This window comes from Candidatus Pelagibacter communis, assembly GCF_001179985.1.
GTDB classification, from domain to species: Bacteria; Pseudomonadota; Alphaproteobacteria; order Pelagibacterales; family Pelagibacteraceae; genus Pelagibacter; species Pelagibacter ubique_J.
Genome location: NZ_CVSI01000058.1, coordinates 1 through 16,559 on the forward strand (window position 1 = coordinate 1; position 16,559 = coordinate 16,559).

At 29.9% G+C, this 16,559-nt stretch carries 18 protein-coding genes and 3 tRNA genes; 17 read left to right on the forward strand and 4 right to left on the reverse strand.

Annotated features, from left to right (window positions below; translation table 11 throughout):
- Positions 1-177 precede the first annotated feature (177 nt).
- Both AMN80_RS02265 and AMN80_RS02270 read left to right on the forward strand, forming a co-directional pair.
- Positions 178-825 carry a DUF3047 domain-containing protein gene (locus AMN80_RS02265; protein ID WP_075520378.1) on the forward strand — a complete coding sequence of 216 codons (648 nt, stop codon included), beginning with the start codon at positions 178-180 and terminating at the stop codon, positions 823-825.
- Positions 826-836: 11 nt separating this feature from the next.
- Entirely contained in the window at positions 837-1,232 is a 396-nt protein-coding gene (locus AMN80_RS02270; protein WP_075520379.1) for a YbgC/FadM family acyl-CoA thioesterase, read from the forward strand.
- On the opposite strand, the gene AMN80_RS02275 is transcribed toward AMN80_RS02270, so the two are convergent.
- Positions 1,229-1,903, reverse strand: coding sequence for a uracil-DNA glycosylase (locus tag AMN80_RS02275; protein ID WP_075520380.1), 675 nt, complete (start codon positions 1,901-1,903; stop codon positions 1,229-1,231). The two genes, AMN80_RS02270 and AMN80_RS02275, sit on opposite strands and share 4 nt — an antisense overlap.
- A gap of 1 nt (position 1,904) precedes the next feature.
- Here AMN80_RS02275 and AMN80_RS02280 point away from each other — a divergent pair, with 1 nt between their 5' ends.
- A complete protein-coding gene (locus tag AMN80_RS02280) occupies positions 1,905-2,456 on the forward strand; it encodes a histidine phosphatase family protein (RefSeq protein ID WP_075520738.1) in 552 nt (183 codons plus the stop codon).
- Here AMN80_RS02280 and AMN80_RS02285 read toward each other — a convergent pair whose 3' ends face one another.
- The 3 genes from AMN80_RS02285 to AMN80_RS02290 are packed head-to-tail and all read right to left on the reverse strand — an operon-like array spanning position 2,457 to position 3,586.
- Complete coding sequence (locus AMN80_RS02285; protein ID WP_075520381.1) at positions 2,457-3,134, reverse strand: glycosyltransferase family 2 protein; 678 nt, start codon at positions 3,132-3,134, stop codon at positions 2,457-2,459. It abuts the gene before it with no gap.
- 25 nt (positions 3,135-3,159) lie between these two features.
- A complete protein-coding gene (locus AMN80_RS05540) occupies positions 3,160-3,336 on the reverse strand; it encodes a hypothetical protein (RefSeq protein WP_179850274.1) in 177 nt (58 codons plus the stop codon).
- Entirely contained in the window at positions 3,329-3,586 is a 258-nt protein-coding gene (locus AMN80_RS02290; RefSeq protein ID WP_075520382.1) for a DUF1289 domain-containing protein, read from the reverse strand. Before AMN80_RS02290 ends, AMN80_RS05540 begins: the two co-directional genes overlap by 8 nt.
- Before the next feature lie 81 nt (positions 3,587-3,667).
- Between AMN80_RS02290 and AMN80_RS02295 the strand changes: the two genes are divergently transcribed.
- From AMN80_RS02295 to nuoG, 14 genes are all read left to right on the forward strand, one after another.
- Positions 3,668-3,752: transfer RNA gene (locus AMN80_RS02295), tRNA-Leu, on the forward strand.
- A gap of 6 nt (positions 3,753-3,758) precedes the next feature.
- A complete protein-coding gene (gene tig, locus AMN80_RS02300) occupies positions 3,759-5,174 on the forward strand; it encodes a trigger factor (protein ID WP_075520383.1) in 1,416 nt (471 codons plus the stop codon).
- 32 nt (positions 5,175-5,206) lie between these two features.
- Entirely contained in the window at positions 5,207-5,818 is a 612-nt protein-coding gene (clpP, locus tag AMN80_RS02305; protein WP_075520384.1) for an ATP-dependent Clp endopeptidase proteolytic subunit ClpP, read from the forward strand.
- A 92-nt stretch (positions 5,819-5,910) separates the two neighbouring features.
- Positions 5,911-7,176 (forward strand): ATP-dependent Clp protease ATP-binding subunit ClpX, encoded by a 1,266-nt coding sequence (clpX, locus tag AMN80_RS02310; protein WP_075520385.1) that lies wholly within the window; start codon positions 5,911-5,913, stop codon positions 7,174-7,176.
- Between the two features lie 65 nt (positions 7,177-7,241).
- Positions 7,242-9,629 carry an endopeptidase La gene (gene lon / locus AMN80_RS02315; protein ID WP_075520386.1) on the forward strand — a complete coding sequence of 796 codons (2,388 nt, stop codon included), beginning with the start codon at positions 7,242-7,244 and terminating at the stop codon, positions 9,627-9,629.
- Between the two features lie 50 nt (positions 9,630-9,679).
- Positions 9,680-9,755, forward strand: a tRNA-Val gene (locus AMN80_RS02320).
- A gap of 19 nt (positions 9,756-9,774) precedes the next feature.
- Positions 9,775-9,851 (forward strand) — tRNA-Asp (locus tag AMN80_RS02325).
- 104 nt (positions 9,852-9,955) lie between these two features.
- On the forward strand, positions 9,956-10,324 hold the full coding sequence (locus AMN80_RS02330; protein WP_075520387.1) for an NADH-quinone oxidoreductase subunit A: 369 nt from the start codon (positions 9,956-9,958) through the stop codon (positions 10,322-10,324).
- A gap of 1 nt (position 10,325) precedes the next feature.
- The gene (locus tag AMN80_RS02335; protein ID WP_075520388.1) at positions 10,326-10,847 is read left to right on the forward strand and encodes a NuoB/complex I 20 kDa subunit family protein; all 522 of its coding nucleotides are present in this window, start codon (positions 10,326-10,328) and stop codon (positions 10,845-10,847) included.
- Position 10,848: 1 nt separating this feature from the next.
- Positions 10,849-11,442: an NADH-quinone oxidoreductase subunit C gene (locus tag AMN80_RS02340; protein ID WP_075520389.1), complete on the forward strand. Its 594-nt coding sequence runs from the start codon at positions 10,849-10,851 to the stop codon at positions 11,440-11,442.
- The gene (locus tag AMN80_RS02345) at positions 11,435-12,610 is read left to right on the forward strand and encodes an NADH-quinone oxidoreductase subunit D (RefSeq protein WP_075520390.1); all 1,176 of its coding nucleotides are present in this window, start codon (positions 11,435-11,437) and stop codon (positions 12,608-12,610) included. Before AMN80_RS02340 ends, AMN80_RS02345 begins: the two co-directional genes overlap by 8 nt.
- Positions 12,607-13,215, forward strand: coding sequence for an NADH-quinone oxidoreductase subunit NuoE (gene nuoE / locus AMN80_RS02350; RefSeq protein WP_075520391.1), 609 nt, complete (start codon positions 12,607-12,609; stop codon positions 13,213-13,215). Before AMN80_RS02345 ends, nuoE begins: the two co-directional genes overlap by 4 nt.
- Positions 13,208-14,551, forward strand: coding sequence for an NADH-quinone oxidoreductase subunit NuoF (gene nuoF, locus AMN80_RS02355; protein ID WP_075520392.1), 1,344 nt, complete (start codon positions 13,208-13,210; stop codon positions 14,549-14,551). The genes nuoE and nuoF overlap by 8 nt, the downstream gene beginning before the upstream one ends.
- Positions 14,538-16,559, forward strand: coding sequence for an NADH-quinone oxidoreductase subunit NuoG (nuoG, locus tag AMN80_RS02360; protein ID WP_075520393.1), 2,022 nt, complete (start codon positions 14,538-14,540; stop codon positions 16,557-16,559). The genes nuoF and nuoG overlap by 14 nt, the downstream gene beginning before the upstream one ends.

Genomic DNA, 16,559 nt, shown 5'->3' on the forward strand with positions numbered 1-16,559 from the left:
CAAGTTTAACTGAATGTGTTGAGCATCCAGTCAGAACTAATAGTAATATAAAGGGTATTAAAAGTTTCATGGGCAATAAATAGCCTTAAATAATGAATTTCGAATGTCTGAAAAATGTCAAAAGTAAGATTTTCAAATTATTTGAATTTTTTTTTTTTTAGTCTATAGCTTCCAAAAATGAAAAAAATTTTAATATTAATTATCTCAATTTTCTTTTTTAACAATGTATATGGGGATAATTTAGAAATATTTCAGTTTAATAATGAGGAGTTAGATACTTTAAAAGTAAGAAAAATTAGAGGCGCTAAAAATCTCACCAATTATAGCCTCGGTAATAATGAAAAAGGTAATTATCTGAGGGCTGAAGTTGAAGATGGGGGGTCAGGTTTAGGAAAAGAAGTTTTAGTGGATCTTAATAAAACCCCATTTTTAAATATTACCTGGAAAGTTGAAAAAGACTTAAGCGGCATTAATGAGAAAACAAAAAAAGGGCATGATTTTGCTGCGAGATTCTTCGTAGTTAAAAAAACTGGTCTAACACCACTTTCAAACAAAGCGATAAACTACGTTTTTTCAAGTAATGAAGAAATTGGAGACCATTGGACTAGCCCTTATACTAAAAGTTCGATTGATTATGTGTTATCATCTACGAAAAATAGCTTGAATGAGTGGGTTACAGTGAAAACTAATGTTAAAGAAGATTATAAAAAATTGCATAATTTAGATGTCGATATATTAGATGGGGTTGCGATAATGGCCGATACTGATCAGTCAAATAAGCAATCAATTTCTTACTTCCAAAGTATATATTTTTCAGCCGATTAATAACTTTATAGATGAGTGAATTTAGTTATAAATTAAAAGTTTTTTATGAGGATACTGACTCAGGTGGTGTGGTTTATTATGCAAATTATTTAAAGTTTTTTGAGAGAGCAAGAACCGAAGCAATTGCAGAAATTGGCTTGAGCAACAAAAAATTATTAGAGGAAAACGGAATTCTCATTATAGTAAAATCTTGTAATATCGAATACAAAAGACCTGCTAAACTTGAAGACCAACTTGAAATAAAATCTAGCATAATTTCAATATCTAATACATCCTTTAAGATGAGACAAAAGGCTTTCAGAGATAATGAATTAATAACTGATTGTGAAATACACTTAGTTATAGTTGATAAAAAAGGAAAACCATCCAAAATACCAGAAATGCTAAAACAAAAATTGGAGAATTAATTCAATTCAAGCGCCTTTTTAAAAAGGTGTTTCATTTTTTTTTCATTAATTCTTCCAGTATTAACGTTTCTTGGACTTGGGTGATAACATGCAACTAAATAAATATTTTCTGGTAGAGTATAAATTTTGCCATGAGAAAAATGTACTTTGTCTTTAAAGTTATAATTTTCTTTAAAAAACAATACACAACTATCGAAAGCAATTTTTCCTAATGCAATAATTGTTTTAAGATTTTTAAGATTTTTTATTTCATTACGAAAAAAACTAAAACAATTGTTCAATTCATCTCTATAGGGCTTATCTCCAGGAGGCACGCACTTAAGAGCTGTGGTTATATAAGCATTTTTTAATTCCAATCCATCTTTAATGTTATCTGAATATGGATGATTTGAAATTTTAACACCATACAGGCATTTATATAAAAAATCTGATGATCTATCTCCAGTAAAAACTCTGCCAGTTCTTGTTCCACCATGAGCAGCTGGTGCCAATCCCACAAAAAGTAATTTTCCATCAACATCACCAAATCCTGTTATAGGTTTGCCCCAATAGGTTTCATTTTGGTATTGTTTCCTTTTCTTATTTGATATTTTATTTCTAAATTTTACCAATCTTGGACATTTACTACATTTAATTATAGATTTATTTAGTTTAACAAAACCTAAATTCATGATGAAACATTTTAAAATAATATTTCTAATTTTTCTATTTCTTTTTAATCATAAAAGTTATGCCGATGAAAATATTGTGGAAATCTTAAAAAAAAACAATAATATAATTTTCATAAGGCATTCCATTGCACCAGGCTCAGGAGATCCAGAAAATATAAATTTAAAGGATTGCAAAACACAAAGAAATTTAAATAGCGAAGGAATTAAACAATCAAAAAAAATTGGTAATTTTTTTAAAAAAAATAATATTGAAGTTGAACATATTTTTTCAAGTGAATGGTGCAGATGTAAAGATACTGCTTTTCATGCATTCAATAGTTATAAAACATTTGATGCACTTAACTCATTTTATAGTGAAAAATTTTATAAAAATAAAAATAAACAAATAAAGAATCTTAAAAAATTTATTATTAATTGGGATAATAATTCGAATTTAGTTTTAGTGACACATTATGTTGTAATATCAGAAATATTAGGAATTGCAGCTGGATCGGGAGAAATTATAGTTTCTAACAAAAAATATGAAATAATAGATAGAATTGAAATCAATTAACTATTTAAAATAAATATAAAAAAAGCTTTTAATAATTTCGTAAGAAATCAATAGGCCATCTTTAATTACATTTACTTTTTTCTTACCGTCAAATCTTTTTCTCTCAAACATTTCTAAATCCACATAGGTATGATTATTTTTTTTTACTTTTACAGGTAGCTCAATACAAAGTTTAAAATCATTATTTTTTAAATTTAGATTGTTAAATTTATCTACATTACAAAGTACATAAGTATATAAAATATCTGATAAGTTTATTCTTAATATAAATCTTGTAATAAAAGTAAAAATTTTATTACCAATATAAGTAACGATATCATCATCGTCACTACCACCAGAACCCTTATATCTGCTTCCAAATATAAAATCGTAATTTTTTGATAATTTAATTAGCTCATCAAAATATTTTGGATCAAAAGAGTGATCTGCGTTATATATGCATCCAAAGTTATTTTTAGCGTTTTTAAATCCCTCTACAATAGCTGAGCCATATCCTTTACTTTTTTGGATTATCAATTTGCAGTTAAATTTTCGAGTAATAGGTATTGAATTATCTTGCTCACCATCAACAACTACAATAATTTCGTCAACAAACTTATTATCGTTAACTTCCTCAAGAACAGCCCCTAATGACTCTACCTCGTTTTTACAAGGAATTATTAAAGAAATCTTTTCCATCATTAAATATTTTTAAAAGAGTTGATTAGTTCTCTTCTTTATTTTTTTCTACAAATATTAAAGCAACTAAAAATAATGCAGTCCAAAACATTGCGATTAAACCTTTTTTGATGTTGGTTTCAGCTCCCCATATGTCTAGAAACACGGCACCAAATAATATTCCAAGAATATATAAGATTACAACATGTTTTATCTTAATCATTTAATTCCATTTTTCTTTTTTTTTCTAAAGAAATTCCATGTTTGCATTTATGGTTATATGACTTTTCAAAACTTTCTAATTGCCAACCCTTCATCCTAGATTTTATCTCTATTAAATTTTTTAATTTCCAATTATTTGAAGTATTTTTATCTTTCCACTGAAGTTTTTCCTCAGAATTTCTCGCACAACCGTAACAAAAATCTGTTACTGGGTCAGATTTACAAATACTAATACACGGTGAAACTATCATAAATTTAATGGATTATTTATTGCACAAATATTCTAATTGGACAATTTTAATCTATCATATATAAGTCTTTTTAAAATAAATGGGCGAGTGGCGGAATTGGTAGACGCGTTGGTCTTAGGAACCAATATGGCAACATGTGAAGGTTCGAGTCCTTTCTCGCCTACCATATATTATGAAAGTAACAGTAGAAAATAAAAAAAATTTAGAAAAGAATTTAAAAGTTCTAATTGATAAAACAATTATTAATAAAGAGCTTGAGCAAAGATATGAACAACTCAAAAAAGACGTCATTCTTAAAGGCTTTAGACCTGGAAAAGTGCCAACAGATATTATTAAAAAACAATTTGGAAAAGCAGTATACGGGGAGGTTATTGATAAGATATTAAAAGAGAGTTCGGCAAAAGCTCTTGACGAAAAAAAAATTAGACCAGCATTACAGCCAAAAATTGATCTTAAAAGCTTTGGAGAAGGAAAAGATTTAGAATACACAATAAGTATTACAGAATTTCCTGAGGTAAAATTAGATACTTTAGACAAAATTAAGTTTGATGAATATGAAATAAAAATTGAGGACTCAGATGCAAATAAAAGAATTAAGGAAATAGCAAAAAACCAAAAAAATTTTATTGAGGTTGATGCTGCTAAAGTGGCAAATGATGGAGATCTTATATCATTTGATTATAAGGCTACAGTTGACGGGAATGAATTTGAAGGTAACGAAGGAAAAAATACACAAATTGAAATTGGCAAAGATTTATTTATTAATGGATTTGATAAACAATTGCTGAAAGCCAAAAAAGGTGATGAGATTAATGTTGAAGTAATATTGCCAGAAAATTTTCCTAAGAAAGAACTTGTTGGAAAAAAAAGTATTTTTAAATGTAAAATCAATTATGTGAAAAAACCTAAGGAAGTAGAAATTAATGATGAATTTGCGAAAACTTTAGGAGCTAAAGATTTAAATGATTTGAAAAAAATTATGTCAAAACAAATTAACGATGAATTCAAAAATTCTCTGAATATGATTTCAAAAAATCAAATATTAAAAGGATTAGAGCAAATTAAAGTAGAAGATGTACCACAAGCGCTCATAGACGAAGAAATAAAAGTGTTAGGTCAAGGTCAAACAGAGGAAGATTTAAAAAAAAATAAAATAAGTTTAGAAAAAAATGCTTCTAAAAGAATTAAACTTGGATTAATTTTAAATGAAATAGGTGAAAAAAATAAAATTAGGGTTGACCCTAATGAAATACAAGCTGAGATTCAAAAACAATTAAGCATGATGCCTGGTCAAGAAAAAATAATTATGGATTATTATAAAAAAAATCCATCAGCCTCAGCTAGTTTAAGAGGAACACTTTATGAAGAAAAAATAATTGATTTCATAAAATCAAAAGCAAAATCAAAAAAAATTGTTTTAAATAAGTTTGAGGCTGAAAAAATCATAAAAGCAGAGAATGAAAAAAATTTAGAAGAACAAAACAAAACCATAAAGGCTTCAAGATTAAATAAAGATAAAAATAAAACTAAAAAAAAAGAAAATAAAGCTCCTCTCACAAAAAAAACAAAAAAAGTTAGCAAAAAGTAATTACAAGTTGTATAAGTAATTGATTCGCAAATATGAGCATTAAAATATCAGAGCATATGAACACACTTATTCCAATGGTTGTCGAGCAATCATCTAGAGGAGAACGAGCATATGACATATATTCAAGACTTTTAAAAGAGAGAATTATTTTTTTAGTAGGCGCTATAAATGACAATGTAGCATCGTTGGTCACAGCCCAATTGCTATTCTTAGAATCAGAGAATCCAAAAAAAGAAATTTTTTTGTATATTAATAGTCCGGGTGGTCTAGTTACAGCTGGATTAGGTATTTACGATACAATGCAATACATAAAACCAGATGTATCAACACTCTGTATTGGTCAAGCAGCTTCAATGGGTTCTTTTTTGTTAGCTGCTGGTAAAAAGGGAAAAAGATTTTCTTTACCCAACTCACGAATAATGGTCCATCAACCTTCCGCAGGATTTCAAGGGCAAGTTACAGATATAGAAATTCATGCTAATGAAGTTTTGTCATTAAAGAAAAGATTAAATGAAATATACTCTAAACACACAGGTAAAAATGTTGACCAAATAAAGGATGCTTTAGAAAGAGACAATTTCATGACACCTGATAATGCAAAAGATTTTGGTTTGATTGATCAAGTAGTAGAAAAAAGAATTTAGTTTTCTACTATATCTAGTTTTAGCATTATACTTAACTTGAAATGAGTACACTACTTATAATAAAGTATTAATATTGATTCGTTATAAATTCTATGAGTAATAACAAAAACATTTTGTACTGTTCTTTCTGTGGCAAGAGCCAACACGAAGTAAGAAAATTAATTGCAGGACCTACAGTTTTCATTTGTGATGAGTGTGTAGAACTCTGCATGGATATTATTAAAGAAGAAAATAAAGATACTTTCGTAAAACATCAGGATGGATTGCCTTCTCCAAAACACATTTGTTCAGTGTTAGATGATTATGTTATAGGCCAAGATTTGGCAAAAAAAGTTTTATCTGTTGCTGTTCATAATCACTACAAAAGATTGAATTATGAAAACAAAACATCAAAAAATGTTGAACTTGCTAAATCAAATATACTTTTAATAGGTCCAACTGGTTGTGGAAAAACTCTATTAGCGCAAACTTTAGCAAGAATTTTAGATGTTCCTTTTACAATGGCTGATGCAACCACTCTTACTGAAGCTGGATACGTAGGAGAGGATGTAGAAAACATTATACTAAAGTTATTACAGGCTGCAGATTATAATGTTGAGAAAGCTCAAAGAGGAATAGTTTATATAGATGAAGTGGACAAAATTAGTAGGAAATCTGAAAATCCCTCAATTACGCGAGATGTTTCTGGAGAAGGGGTTCAACAGGCATTACTTAAAATTATGGAAGGTACTGTTGCAAGTGTACCTCCACAAGGAGGAAGAAAACATCCTCAACAAGAATTTTTACAAGTGGATACAACAAACATTTTATTTATTTGTGGAGGAGCCTTCGCTGGATTAGATAAAATAATTTCACAAAGAGACAAAGGATCTTCTATCGGTTTTGGCGCTAAAGTAAAATCCATGGAAGATAAAAAAACTGGGGAGTGGATTAAAAGTTTAGAACCTGAGGACTTATTAAAATATGGCCTTATACCTGAATTTATTGGAAGACTTCCAATAACAGCTACATTAGATGATTTAGATGAAAAATCTTTGATTAAAATTTTACAGGAACCTAAAAATTCTTTAATAAAACAATATCAAGAATTATTCAAACTTGAAGGTGTAAAACTTAATTTTAAAGATAATGCAATAAAAGAAATTGCTATAAAAGCCATCAAGAAGAAAACTGGGGCGAGGGGTTTGAGATCAATACTTGAGAATGTTTTATTAAAAAGCATGTTTGAAATACCAAGTTTAGAAAATGTTAGTGAAGTTATTGTAGATGTTAACTCTGTAAGAGGAGAATCCCAGCCAATTATTGTTCATTCAAAGAATAAACAAGATAAAGACAAATCAAAAACCTCAGCTGCGTAATATTGCACTTAATAAAAGATAAAAAACTATTGCATTATTTACTTTAATATCCATATAATTAGAATATGGAAGTTAAATTTAATTCTGCATTATTGCCCTTAAGAGACATTGTCGTATTTCCGCACATGGTTATTCCTTTGTTTGTTGGAAGAGATAAGTCAATCACAGCTCTAAATGAAGTTATGAAAAAAGATAAAAAAATTGTTTTAATAACCCAAAAAAATTCGGAAGTTGATGATCCAAAGAAAAATGACATTTTTAATTATGGATGTGAGAGTACTATTTTACAATTACTTAAATTACCTGATGGAACTGTTAAAGTTTTAGTAGAAGGTCTTACTAGAGTAAAAATTAATGAATTCCATGATAATAATGAATTTTTATCTTGCTCTTATGAAAAACTTTCTGAAATTATCAACAAAGATGAAGATTTGTTAGAACTTGCATTAAATTCTATCAAAAAATTAGAAAAACTTACATCAATAAATAAAAAAATTTCTAATGAGACAATTAATAATATTAAACTTTTAAAAGATCCATCAAAAATTTCAGATAATATTGCATCGCATTTGAATGCAACAATTTCTGAAAAACAACAAGTATTCGAAACACTAGATTTAAAAAAAAGACTTAATTTAATTAATAAAATTATGGACAACGAAACTAGTATAATTGGTGTTGAAAAAAGAATACGTGGAAGAGTTAAAACTCAAATGGAAAAAACACAAAGAGAATATTATTTAAATGAACAACTTAAAGCTATCCAAAAAGAGTTAGGTGAAATTGAAGACGGTAAAGATGAAACATCAAGTTTAAATAAAGCCATAATAAGATCAAAAATGCCAAAAGAAGTTGAAAAAAAATGTATGTCTGAATTAAAAAAACTAAAAAATATGAGCCCAATGTCTGCCGAAGCGACAGTCGTGCGAAATTATTTAGATTGGATGGTTGACTTACCATGGTTTAAAAAAGACAAAGTGGACATTGATCTTAATAAAGCGCTCAAAATTTTAGATGAGGATCATTTTGGTCTAGAAAAAGTTAAAGAAAGGATCGTTGAATTTCTAGCAGTTCAAAAGAGAATGAATAAAATTAGAGGACCAATTTTATGTTTGGTGGGTCCTCCTGGCGTAGGAAAAACATCACTTGGAAAATCTATTGCAAAGGCAACTAATAGACAATTTGTAAGAATGTCATTAGGCGGTGTTAGAGACGAAGCAGAAATAAGAGGTCATAGGAGAACTTATATAGGATCGCTTCCAGGAAAAATAATTCAAATGATGAAAAAAGCTGGAACAAAAAATCCTTTGTTTTTACTTGATGAGATCGATAAAGTTGGCAATGATTACAGAGGCGATCCTTCTTCAGCATTGCTAGAGGCTTTAGACCCTGAACAGAACACAACATTTAATGATCATTATCTTGAGGTTGATTACGATCTTTCAGATGTATTATTTGTAACAACAGCAAATACATTAAACATACTTCCGCCTCTCCTTGATAGAATGGAAGTGATTAGAATACCTGGGTATACTGAAGATGAAAAAATTAATATTGCTAATAAATATTTATTACCAAAGCAAATCAAAGATAATGGTATTAAAGAAGGAGAAATGAATTTTGGAGATGATACAATTAAAGATGTAATTAGATATTATACAAAAGAGTCAGGTGTGAGAAACTTAGAAAGAGAAATATCTAAAATATCAAGAAAAGTTGTCAAAAAGGTTGTTAATAAAGAGACAGAAAAAGTTAAAGTTGATAATAATAATTTATCTGAATTTTTAGGTGTAAGAAAATATAAATTTGGTGAAATTGAGGATAAAAACAAAGTTGGCATTGTGACAGGTTTAGCTTGGACTGAGTTTGGAGGTGAGATTTTAAAAATTGAAACAGTCAATATGCCCGGTAAAGGGAGAATGCAAATTACTGGAAAACTTGGAGATGTAATGCAGGAATCTGTAAAAGCAGCCAAATCTTATGTAAGATCAAAATGTTTAGATTTTGGTATAATTCCACCAACTTTTGAAAAAAAAGATTTTCATATTCATGTCCCAGAGGGAGCAACACCAAAAGATGGACCATCTGCTGGTATAGCCATGGTAACATCAATAGTTTCTTCAATAAGTAAAATCCCAGTTAATAAAGACGTGGCGATGACAGGAGAAGTAACCATTACAGGTCAGGTTTTGCCAATTGGTGGTTTGAAGGAAAAACTCCTTGCAGCTCATAGAGCGGGCATTAAAGAAGTTTTAATTCCAAAAGATAACAAAAAAGATCTTGTTGATGTTCCTAAAAAAGTTAAAGATGATATAAAGATTACAACTGTAGAAACAGCTGATGAAGTTCTTAAAATAGCCTTAACAAAAGTTCTCAAACCTGCTGAGTGGGTTGAGGTTGACAGTATATCTGACAACAAAAAAAGTGAGAAAACACCTGCGAGCATTCAATAAATTATAATTTACATTGAACCAACACTGATGTAAAAGTACAGCTCTTTGGAGGGCGGTTAGCTCAGTTGGTAGAGCATCTCGTTTACACCGAGGGGGTCAAAGGTTCGAGTCCTTTACTGCCCACCAAAGATATTTTATTTAAAAAGGGGGTGTAGCTCAGTTGGTTAGAGCGATCGCCTGTCACGCGATAGGTCGCGGGTTCGAGTCCCGTCACTCCCGCCATAATGATAACTATTATCAATTAACGAAATCTTATAGCAAATAAGCCAATAAAAACGTGACGTAACTGCACTTTAATTTAGTGTTAAACATTATATATACACATTATGTCTTTAGAATTTTTAAATAATTATTTAACTATAGTAATTTTTTTGGCCATAGCCTTACTATTAAGCTTAGGTTTTGTGATATTAAATTTTGCTTTTTCACCAAAAAAGCCTGATCCAGAAAAATTATCTGCTTATGAGTGTGGTTTTGAACCATTTAATGACTCTAGAATGGAATTTGATATAAGATTTTATTTAGTTGCAATATTATTTATAATTTTTGATTTAGAAATTGCATTTTTATTCCCCTGGGCAATTACTTTAGGTAACATAGGTATTTTTGGTTTCTTTTCTATGATGTTATTTTTATTTATATTAACTATTGGTTTTATTTATGAATGGAAGAAGGGTGCTTTAGATTGGGAATAATATGAATTTGACACACAGAGAAAAACAAATACCTGAAGAATTTAAAGATCTTGCAAAAGAATTTGCTGACAAAGGTTTTATAACTACTTCAATGGATAATTTAATTAACTGGGCTCGTTCAGGTTCTTTACACTGGATGACATTTGGTCTTGCATGTTGCGCTGTAGAAATGATGCAAACATCTATGCCAAGATACGATCTTGAGAGATTTGGTGCAGCCCCAAGAGCTTCACCTAGACAATCAGACGTTATGATTGTTGCTGGAACGTTAACAAACAAAATGGCACCAGCACTAAGAAAGGTTTATGATCAAATGCCAGAGCCGAGATATGTGATTTCAATGGGAAGCTGTGCTAACGGTGGAGGATATTATCACTACTCTTATTCAGTTGTTAGAGGTTGCGATAGAATAGTTCCAGTCGATGTTTATGTACCTGGTTGTCCGCCTTCAGCAGAAGCATTGTTGTATGGAATATTACAACTGCAAAAAAAAATAAGAAATCGCGGATCTTTACAAAGATAAAATGTCATTATCAAACTTAGAAAAAAAAATTAATTCTGAATTAACAACAAAAATTAATTCATCTAGAATTAATCATAATCAACTTGAAATTCAGATAAATAAAGATTCACTGCTTGATGTTGTAATTTTTTTAAAAAAGAACAATTTTACTAAATTTAGACAATTAATAGATATTACTGCAGTAGACTATATTAATAGTGAAAATAGATTTAAGATGATTTATTTATTTTTAAGCCATGAATTAAATTCAAGATTAAACATAAATTTTAATATTAATGAAAATGAGGTTGTTAATTCCCTCACAAAAATTTTTCCCTCTGCTAACTGGATGGAAAGAGAAGTTTTTGATATGTACGGTATTAAGTTTAATGATCATCCAGACCTAAGACGAATACTTACAGACTATGGGTTTTCTGGACACCCTTTAAGAAAAGACTTTCCTATCACAGGTCATACAGAAGTTAGATATAGTGAGGAAAAGAAAAAAGTTATATATGAGCCGGTAAAACTTGAGCAAAATTATAGAAATTTCGATTATTCAAGTCCTTGGGAAGGAACAGAATATATTAAAGAATTGCAAAAAAAAAATGACTAAAGAAAAGAAAACACTAAATTTAAATTTTGGTCCTCAGCACCCTGCTGCGCATGGAGTTTTGAGATTAATATTAGAATTAGATGGTGAAGTAGTTGAAAAAGCTGATCCACATATAGGTTTGTTGCATAGGGGTACTGAAAAATTAATCGAAAATAAAACTTACTCACAAGCTATCCCATATTTTGATCGACTAGATTACGTGGCACCAATGAATCAAGAACATGCGTTTGCTTTGGCAATTGAAAAAATAATGGATATTGAAGTTCCGATTCGAGGTCAATACATTAGAGTTATATTCTGTGAGATTGGAAGAATTTTAAGTCATATTTTAAATATTACCACGCAAGCTTTAGATGTTGGTGCTTTAACTCCGTCTCTTTGGGGATTTGAAGAAAGAGAAAAACTGATGGGCTTTTACGAGAGAGTATCTGGTTCAAGACTACACGCAAACTATTTTAGACCGGGTGGAGTTCATAAAGATTTACCGAGAGGCTTAGAAAAAGACATATTTGATTTTTGCAAAACATTCCCAAAAATTATTGATGATTTAGAAACATTATTGACAGATAACAGGATATTTAAACAAAGAAATGTTGATATTGGAATAGTATCTAAGGAGGATGCATTAAATTACTCATTTTCAGGCGTAATGCTCAGGGGTTCAGGAATTCCGTGGGACTTAAGAAAATCAGAACCATACGATTGTTATGAACAAATTAATTTTAAAATACCAGTTGGAAAAAACGGAGATTGTTACGATAGATATTTATGTAGAATTGAAGAAATGAGGGAAAGTGTAAAAATCATTGAGCAATGTTTACAAAATTTACCTAGCGGGCCAGTAAAATCACTTGATAACAAGATAACCCCTCCTTCAAAAAAAGATATTAAACAATCTATGGAGGCTCTTATACATCATTTTAAATTGTTTACTGAGGGTTATCGGGTAAAAAAAGATGAAATTTATCAAGCTGTTGAGGCACCTAAGGGTGAGTTTGGTGTTTATTTAATTTCAGACGGCACTAATAGACCATATAAATGTAAAATAAGAGCACCTGGTTTTTCTCATCTTCAAGCTATGGACTATTTAATTAAAGGCCACATGTTAGCAGATGTACCTGCTGTTTTAGGCTCTTTAGATATCGTTTTTGGAGAGATAGATCGATGAGTATAAAAAAAGTTTCTAAGGACCAACCAGATAAATTTATATTCAATCAGGAAAATTTAAACATAGCTAATAAAATAGTTTTAAATTATCCAACAGGAAAAAAAAAAAGCGCTGTTATGGCTTTATTATACATTGCTCAAAAACAAAATGATAATTGGATACCTCTAGCAGCAATGAAGTATATAGCAAAATTTTTAGATATTTCTTATATAAATGTATATGAAGTCGCAACCTTCTATTCAATGTATAATCTAAAACCTGTTGGAAAATATTTTGTTCAAATTTGTACCACAACACCTTGTATGATAAGAGGCGCATATAAACTTGTCGATGTTTGTAAAAAAAATATTTCCGAAAAAGAAAGTGAACTCTCAAGTAATAAAAATTGCTCTTGGACCGAAGTGGAATGCCTTGGTGCCTGCATAAATGCTCCAATGGCTCAAATTAATGAGGATTATTATGAGGATTTAAATGTAAAACAGTTTGAAAACATAATTAAAGATATATTAAAAGATAAAAAACCTAAACCAGGGTCATATCGTGGTAGAGTAAATTCAGAACCTGAAAAAAATAGACAAACTTTAATAGAGAACAAAAATGCTTGAGGATAAAGATAGAATTTTTAAAAATTTATATAATGATTTAGGTGCTGACATAGGCTCGGCGAAAAATAGAGGAGATTGGTCTAATACAAAAGAAATCTGTTCTAAAGGACGAGACTGGATAATAGAAGAAGTAAAAAAATCAGAGTTGAGGGGTAGAGGAGGTGCGGGCTTTCCAACTGGTCTAAAATGGTCTTTTGCGCCAAAAAAAGTGGGAGCCAAACCTCATTACTTAGTAATTAATGCCGATGAGTCTGAACCTGGCACATGTAAAGATAGAGATATTTTAAGATTTGAACCTCATAAACTTATTGAGGGTTGCTTAATTGCTTCATACGCAGTCAATGCTCATAAATGTTACATTTATTTGAGAGGAGAATATTACAATGAGGGTTTAAAACTTCAAAACGCAATTGATGAGGCTTATAAAGCTAATCTTATTGGAAAAAATTCATCAGGCACTGGATGGGAACTTGATATTTATATACACTATGGTGCGGGTGCATATATCTGTGGAGAAGAAACTGCTCTTTTAGAAAGTATTGAAGGCAACAAAGGACAACCAAGGTTAAAACCACCTTTTCCCGCTTTAGTAGGATTATATGGATGTCCAACAATTATAAATAACGTTGAAACTATAGCTGTTATACCTACAATATTAAGAAAAGGATCAAAATGGTTTGCATCTTTGGGTAAACCAAAAAACACTGGAACTAAAATATTTTGTATTTCAGGCAATGTTAATAGCCCATGTAACGTTGAGGAAGAAATGGGCATTAAGTTAAAAGACTTAATAGAAAAACATGCAGGTGGAGTTGTTGGAGGGTGGGATAATTTACAAGCCGTTATTCCAGGCGGCTCGTCTATGCCAATGTTAAGCAAAGAAATAAGTGAAAATATAACTATGGACTTTGACTCATTAGTAGAAAATAACAGTGGATTAGGCACAGCAGGAATAATTGTTATAAATAAGGATCAAGATATTATTAAATGTATGGCTAGAATAGCTAGATTTTATAAACATGAAAGTTGTGGTCAATGCACACCATGCAGAGAAGGTTCAGGTTGGATGTGGAGAATTTTAGAAAGGATGGCAAGAGGAGAGGCTTCAAAAGATGAGATTAATATGCTTTCTGACGTTACTAAACAAATCGAAGGTCATACTATTTGTGCGTTTGGGGAAGGTTCAGCCTGGCCAGTACAAGGTTTATTGAGGCATTTCAAAAAAGAAATTATTGAGAGAAATAATTTTGACCCATTAATTAAAAATAAAAAAAATATTCCTTATTTAATTGACCAACATTTATTAGAGGAAGATATTAAAAATGTTAAAAGTTAAAGTTAACGATATTGATCTTGAGGTAGAAGAAGGTCTAACAGTTTTGCAAGCTTGCGAACTAGCGGGTGCTGAAATACCTAGATTTTGTTATCATGAAAAACTATCGATTGCTGGAAACTGCAGAATGTGCCTAGTAGAAATTGAAAAATCAAAAAAACCTGTTGCCTCATGTGCAATGCCAGTTGCAGATGGAATGAATATCAAAACAAATACAAAATTAGTTGAAAAGGCTAGAAAAGGAGTAATGGAATTTCTTTTGGCAAATCATCCTTTAGATTGTCCCGTTTGTGACCAAGGTGGAGAATGTGATTTGCAAGATCAATCAATGTTTTATGGAATTGATAAATCAAGATTTAAGGAAAATAAAAGATTTGTGCCAGAAAAATATATGGGCCCATTAATAAAGACTCAGATGACTAGGTGTATACACTGTACAAGGTGTGTAAGATTTGCAACTGAGGTAGCTGGTGTTCCAGAAATTGGCGCCATTGGCAGAGGTGAAGATATGCAAATCACAACTTATTTAGAAAAATCAATGGAGTCTGAACTATCAGCAAATGTTATTGATTTATGTCCAGTGGGAGCACTTACTTCTAAACCATATGTATTTGAAGCAAGACCTTGGGAGTTAAAAAAAACTGAAACTGTAGATGTTATGGATGCAGTTGGTTCTAATATACGTGTTGATACTTACGGGTGGGAAGTAAAAAGAATTTTACCAAAAATAAATGAAGATATTAATGAAGAATGGATATCAGATAAAACTAGATATGCATGTGATGGTTTAAAGTATCAAAGATTAGATACCCCTTATATTAAAAAAGAAAATAGTTTTAAAAAAATTAATTGGTCAGATGCATTTCAAATTTTAAAAGATAAAATAAATGTCACAAAACCTGAAAAAATAGCAGGTTTAACTGGTGATCTTACAAATATGGAAACATTATTTGCATGCAAAGAATTGTTTCAAAAAGTTCTAAAATCTAAAAATTTAGAATCTAGAGAGAAAAATATTTATATAAATTTAAATGATAGAAAAAACTACATTTTTAATTCTGAAATAAAAGGTATTGAAAAAAGTGATTTCATTTTATTAATTGGCACCAATCCAAGATATGAAGCCACAATGTTGAATGCTAGAATAAGAAAGTCTTTTTTAAAAAATAATACAGAAATCTTTTCTTTAGAGGATTTGGGTAATCTGACATACGATTATAAAGTACTTTCAAATACGACAGAGGAATTAAAAAAAATTATCAAAAGTAATAGTGATATCTCAGATAAAATTAAAAATGCAAAATATCCTTTAATAATATTTGGTGAGTCAGCTCTTACATTGAACTCATCTAAATATTTGTTTGAAGGTTTTAAAAAATTTTTAAATGAAAATAATAAAATTACCGAGGAATGGAATTCATTAAATATACTAAATACCAATGCTTCAGCTGTTGGTTCTTATGACCTTGATATTGTTTGTAAAACTAACGACACATTAGAAAAAATAAACAAAAACTTTTTTGAAATAATCTTTCTAATTGGCCAAGATAATATCTCAATAAATAAAAAAAATGAATTTATAGTTTATATAGGAAGTCATGGAGACAAAGGTGCTGAAATAGCTGATCTTGTACTTCCAGGTGCTGCATTTACAGAACAAAATGGATATTTTACAAATTTAGAAGGAAAGTTGCAGATGGCATTTAAAGCTTCTTACCCCCCTGGAGAAGCAAAAGAAGATTGGGTTATAATCAATGAAATATCTAAATTGATCTCCGGAAATAGTTTGTTTAAAGATAAAAATGAACTTTTAAATGCGATGAACAGTTATATTAACTCAAATAAAAAAAATGAATTTTCAAATTTGTTCAAAGAAGAATATATAAATGAAAAGATTCTAACTTTGCCCATAGATTATTATCATTCAAATGTTATTGCTAGATCATCAAAAACTATGAATGAATGTAGAAATATTAGATTCAAATTAAAAAAAACAGGTACCGAAGGCTAG

Coding starts and splice junctions, on each gene's coding strand:
- AMN80_RS02275 (WP_075520380.1), bottom strand. CDS start 1,903: ATGAATTTAGGTTTTGTTAAACTAAATAAATCTATAATTAAATGTAGT.
- AMN80_RS05540 (WP_179850274.1), bottom strand. CDS start 3,336: ATGATTAAGATAAAACATGTTGTAATCTTATATATTCTTGGAATATTA.
- tig (WP_075520383.1), top strand. CDS start 3,759: ATGAAAGTAACAGTAGAAAATAAAAAAAATTTAGAAAAGAATTTAAAA.
- AMN80_RS02340 (WP_075520389.1), top strand. CDS start 10,849: ATGTCATTATCAAACTTAGAAAAAAAAATTAATTCTGAATTAACAACA.
- AMN80_RS02270 (WP_075520379.1), top strand. CDS start 837: ATGAGTGAATTTAGTTATAAATTAAAAGTTTTTTATGAGGATACTGAC.
- AMN80_RS02330 (WP_075520387.1), top strand. CDS start 9,956: ATGTCTTTAGAATTTTTAAATAATTATTTAACTATAGTAATTTTTTTG.
- lon (WP_075520386.1), top strand. CDS start 7,242: ATGGAAGTTAAATTTAATTCTGCATTATTGCCCTTAAGAGACATTGTC.
- nuoF (WP_075520392.1), top strand. CDS start 13,208: ATGCTTGAGGATAAAGATAGAATTTTTAAAAATTTATATAATGATTTA.
- clpP (WP_075520384.1), top strand. CDS start 5,207: ATGAGCATTAAAATATCAGAGCATATGAACACACTTATTCCAATGGTT.
- nuoE (WP_075520391.1), top strand. CDS start 12,607: ATGAGTATAAAAAAAGTTTCTAAGGACCAACCAGATAAATTTATATTC.
- AMN80_RS02345 (WP_075520390.1), top strand. CDS start 11,435: ATGACTAAAGAAAAGAAAACACTAAATTTAAATTTTGGTCCTCAGCAC.
- clpX (WP_075520385.1), top strand. CDS start 5,911: ATGAGTAATAACAAAAACATTTTGTACTGTTCTTTCTGTGGCAAGAGC.
- AMN80_RS02265 (WP_075520378.1), top strand. CDS start 178: ATGAAAAAAATTTTAATATTAATTATCTCAATTTTCTTTTTTAACAAT.
- AMN80_RS02280 (WP_075520738.1), top strand. CDS start 1,905: ATGAAACATTTTAAAATAATATTTCTAATTTTTCTATTTCTTTTTAAT.
- nuoG (WP_075520393.1), top strand. CDS start 14,538: ATGTTAAAAGTTAAAGTTAACGATATTGATCTTGAGGTAGAAGAAGGT.
- AMN80_RS02335 (WP_075520388.1), top strand. CDS start 10,326: ATGAATTTGACACACAGAGAAAAACAAATACCTGAAGAATTTAAAGAT.
- AMN80_RS02285 (WP_075520381.1), bottom strand. CDS start 3,134: ATGGAAAAGATTTCTTTAATAATTCCTTGTAAAAACGAGGTAGAGTCA.
- AMN80_RS02290 (WP_075520382.1), bottom strand. CDS start 3,586: ATGATAGTTTCACCGTGTATTAGTATTTGTAAATCTGACCCAGTAACA.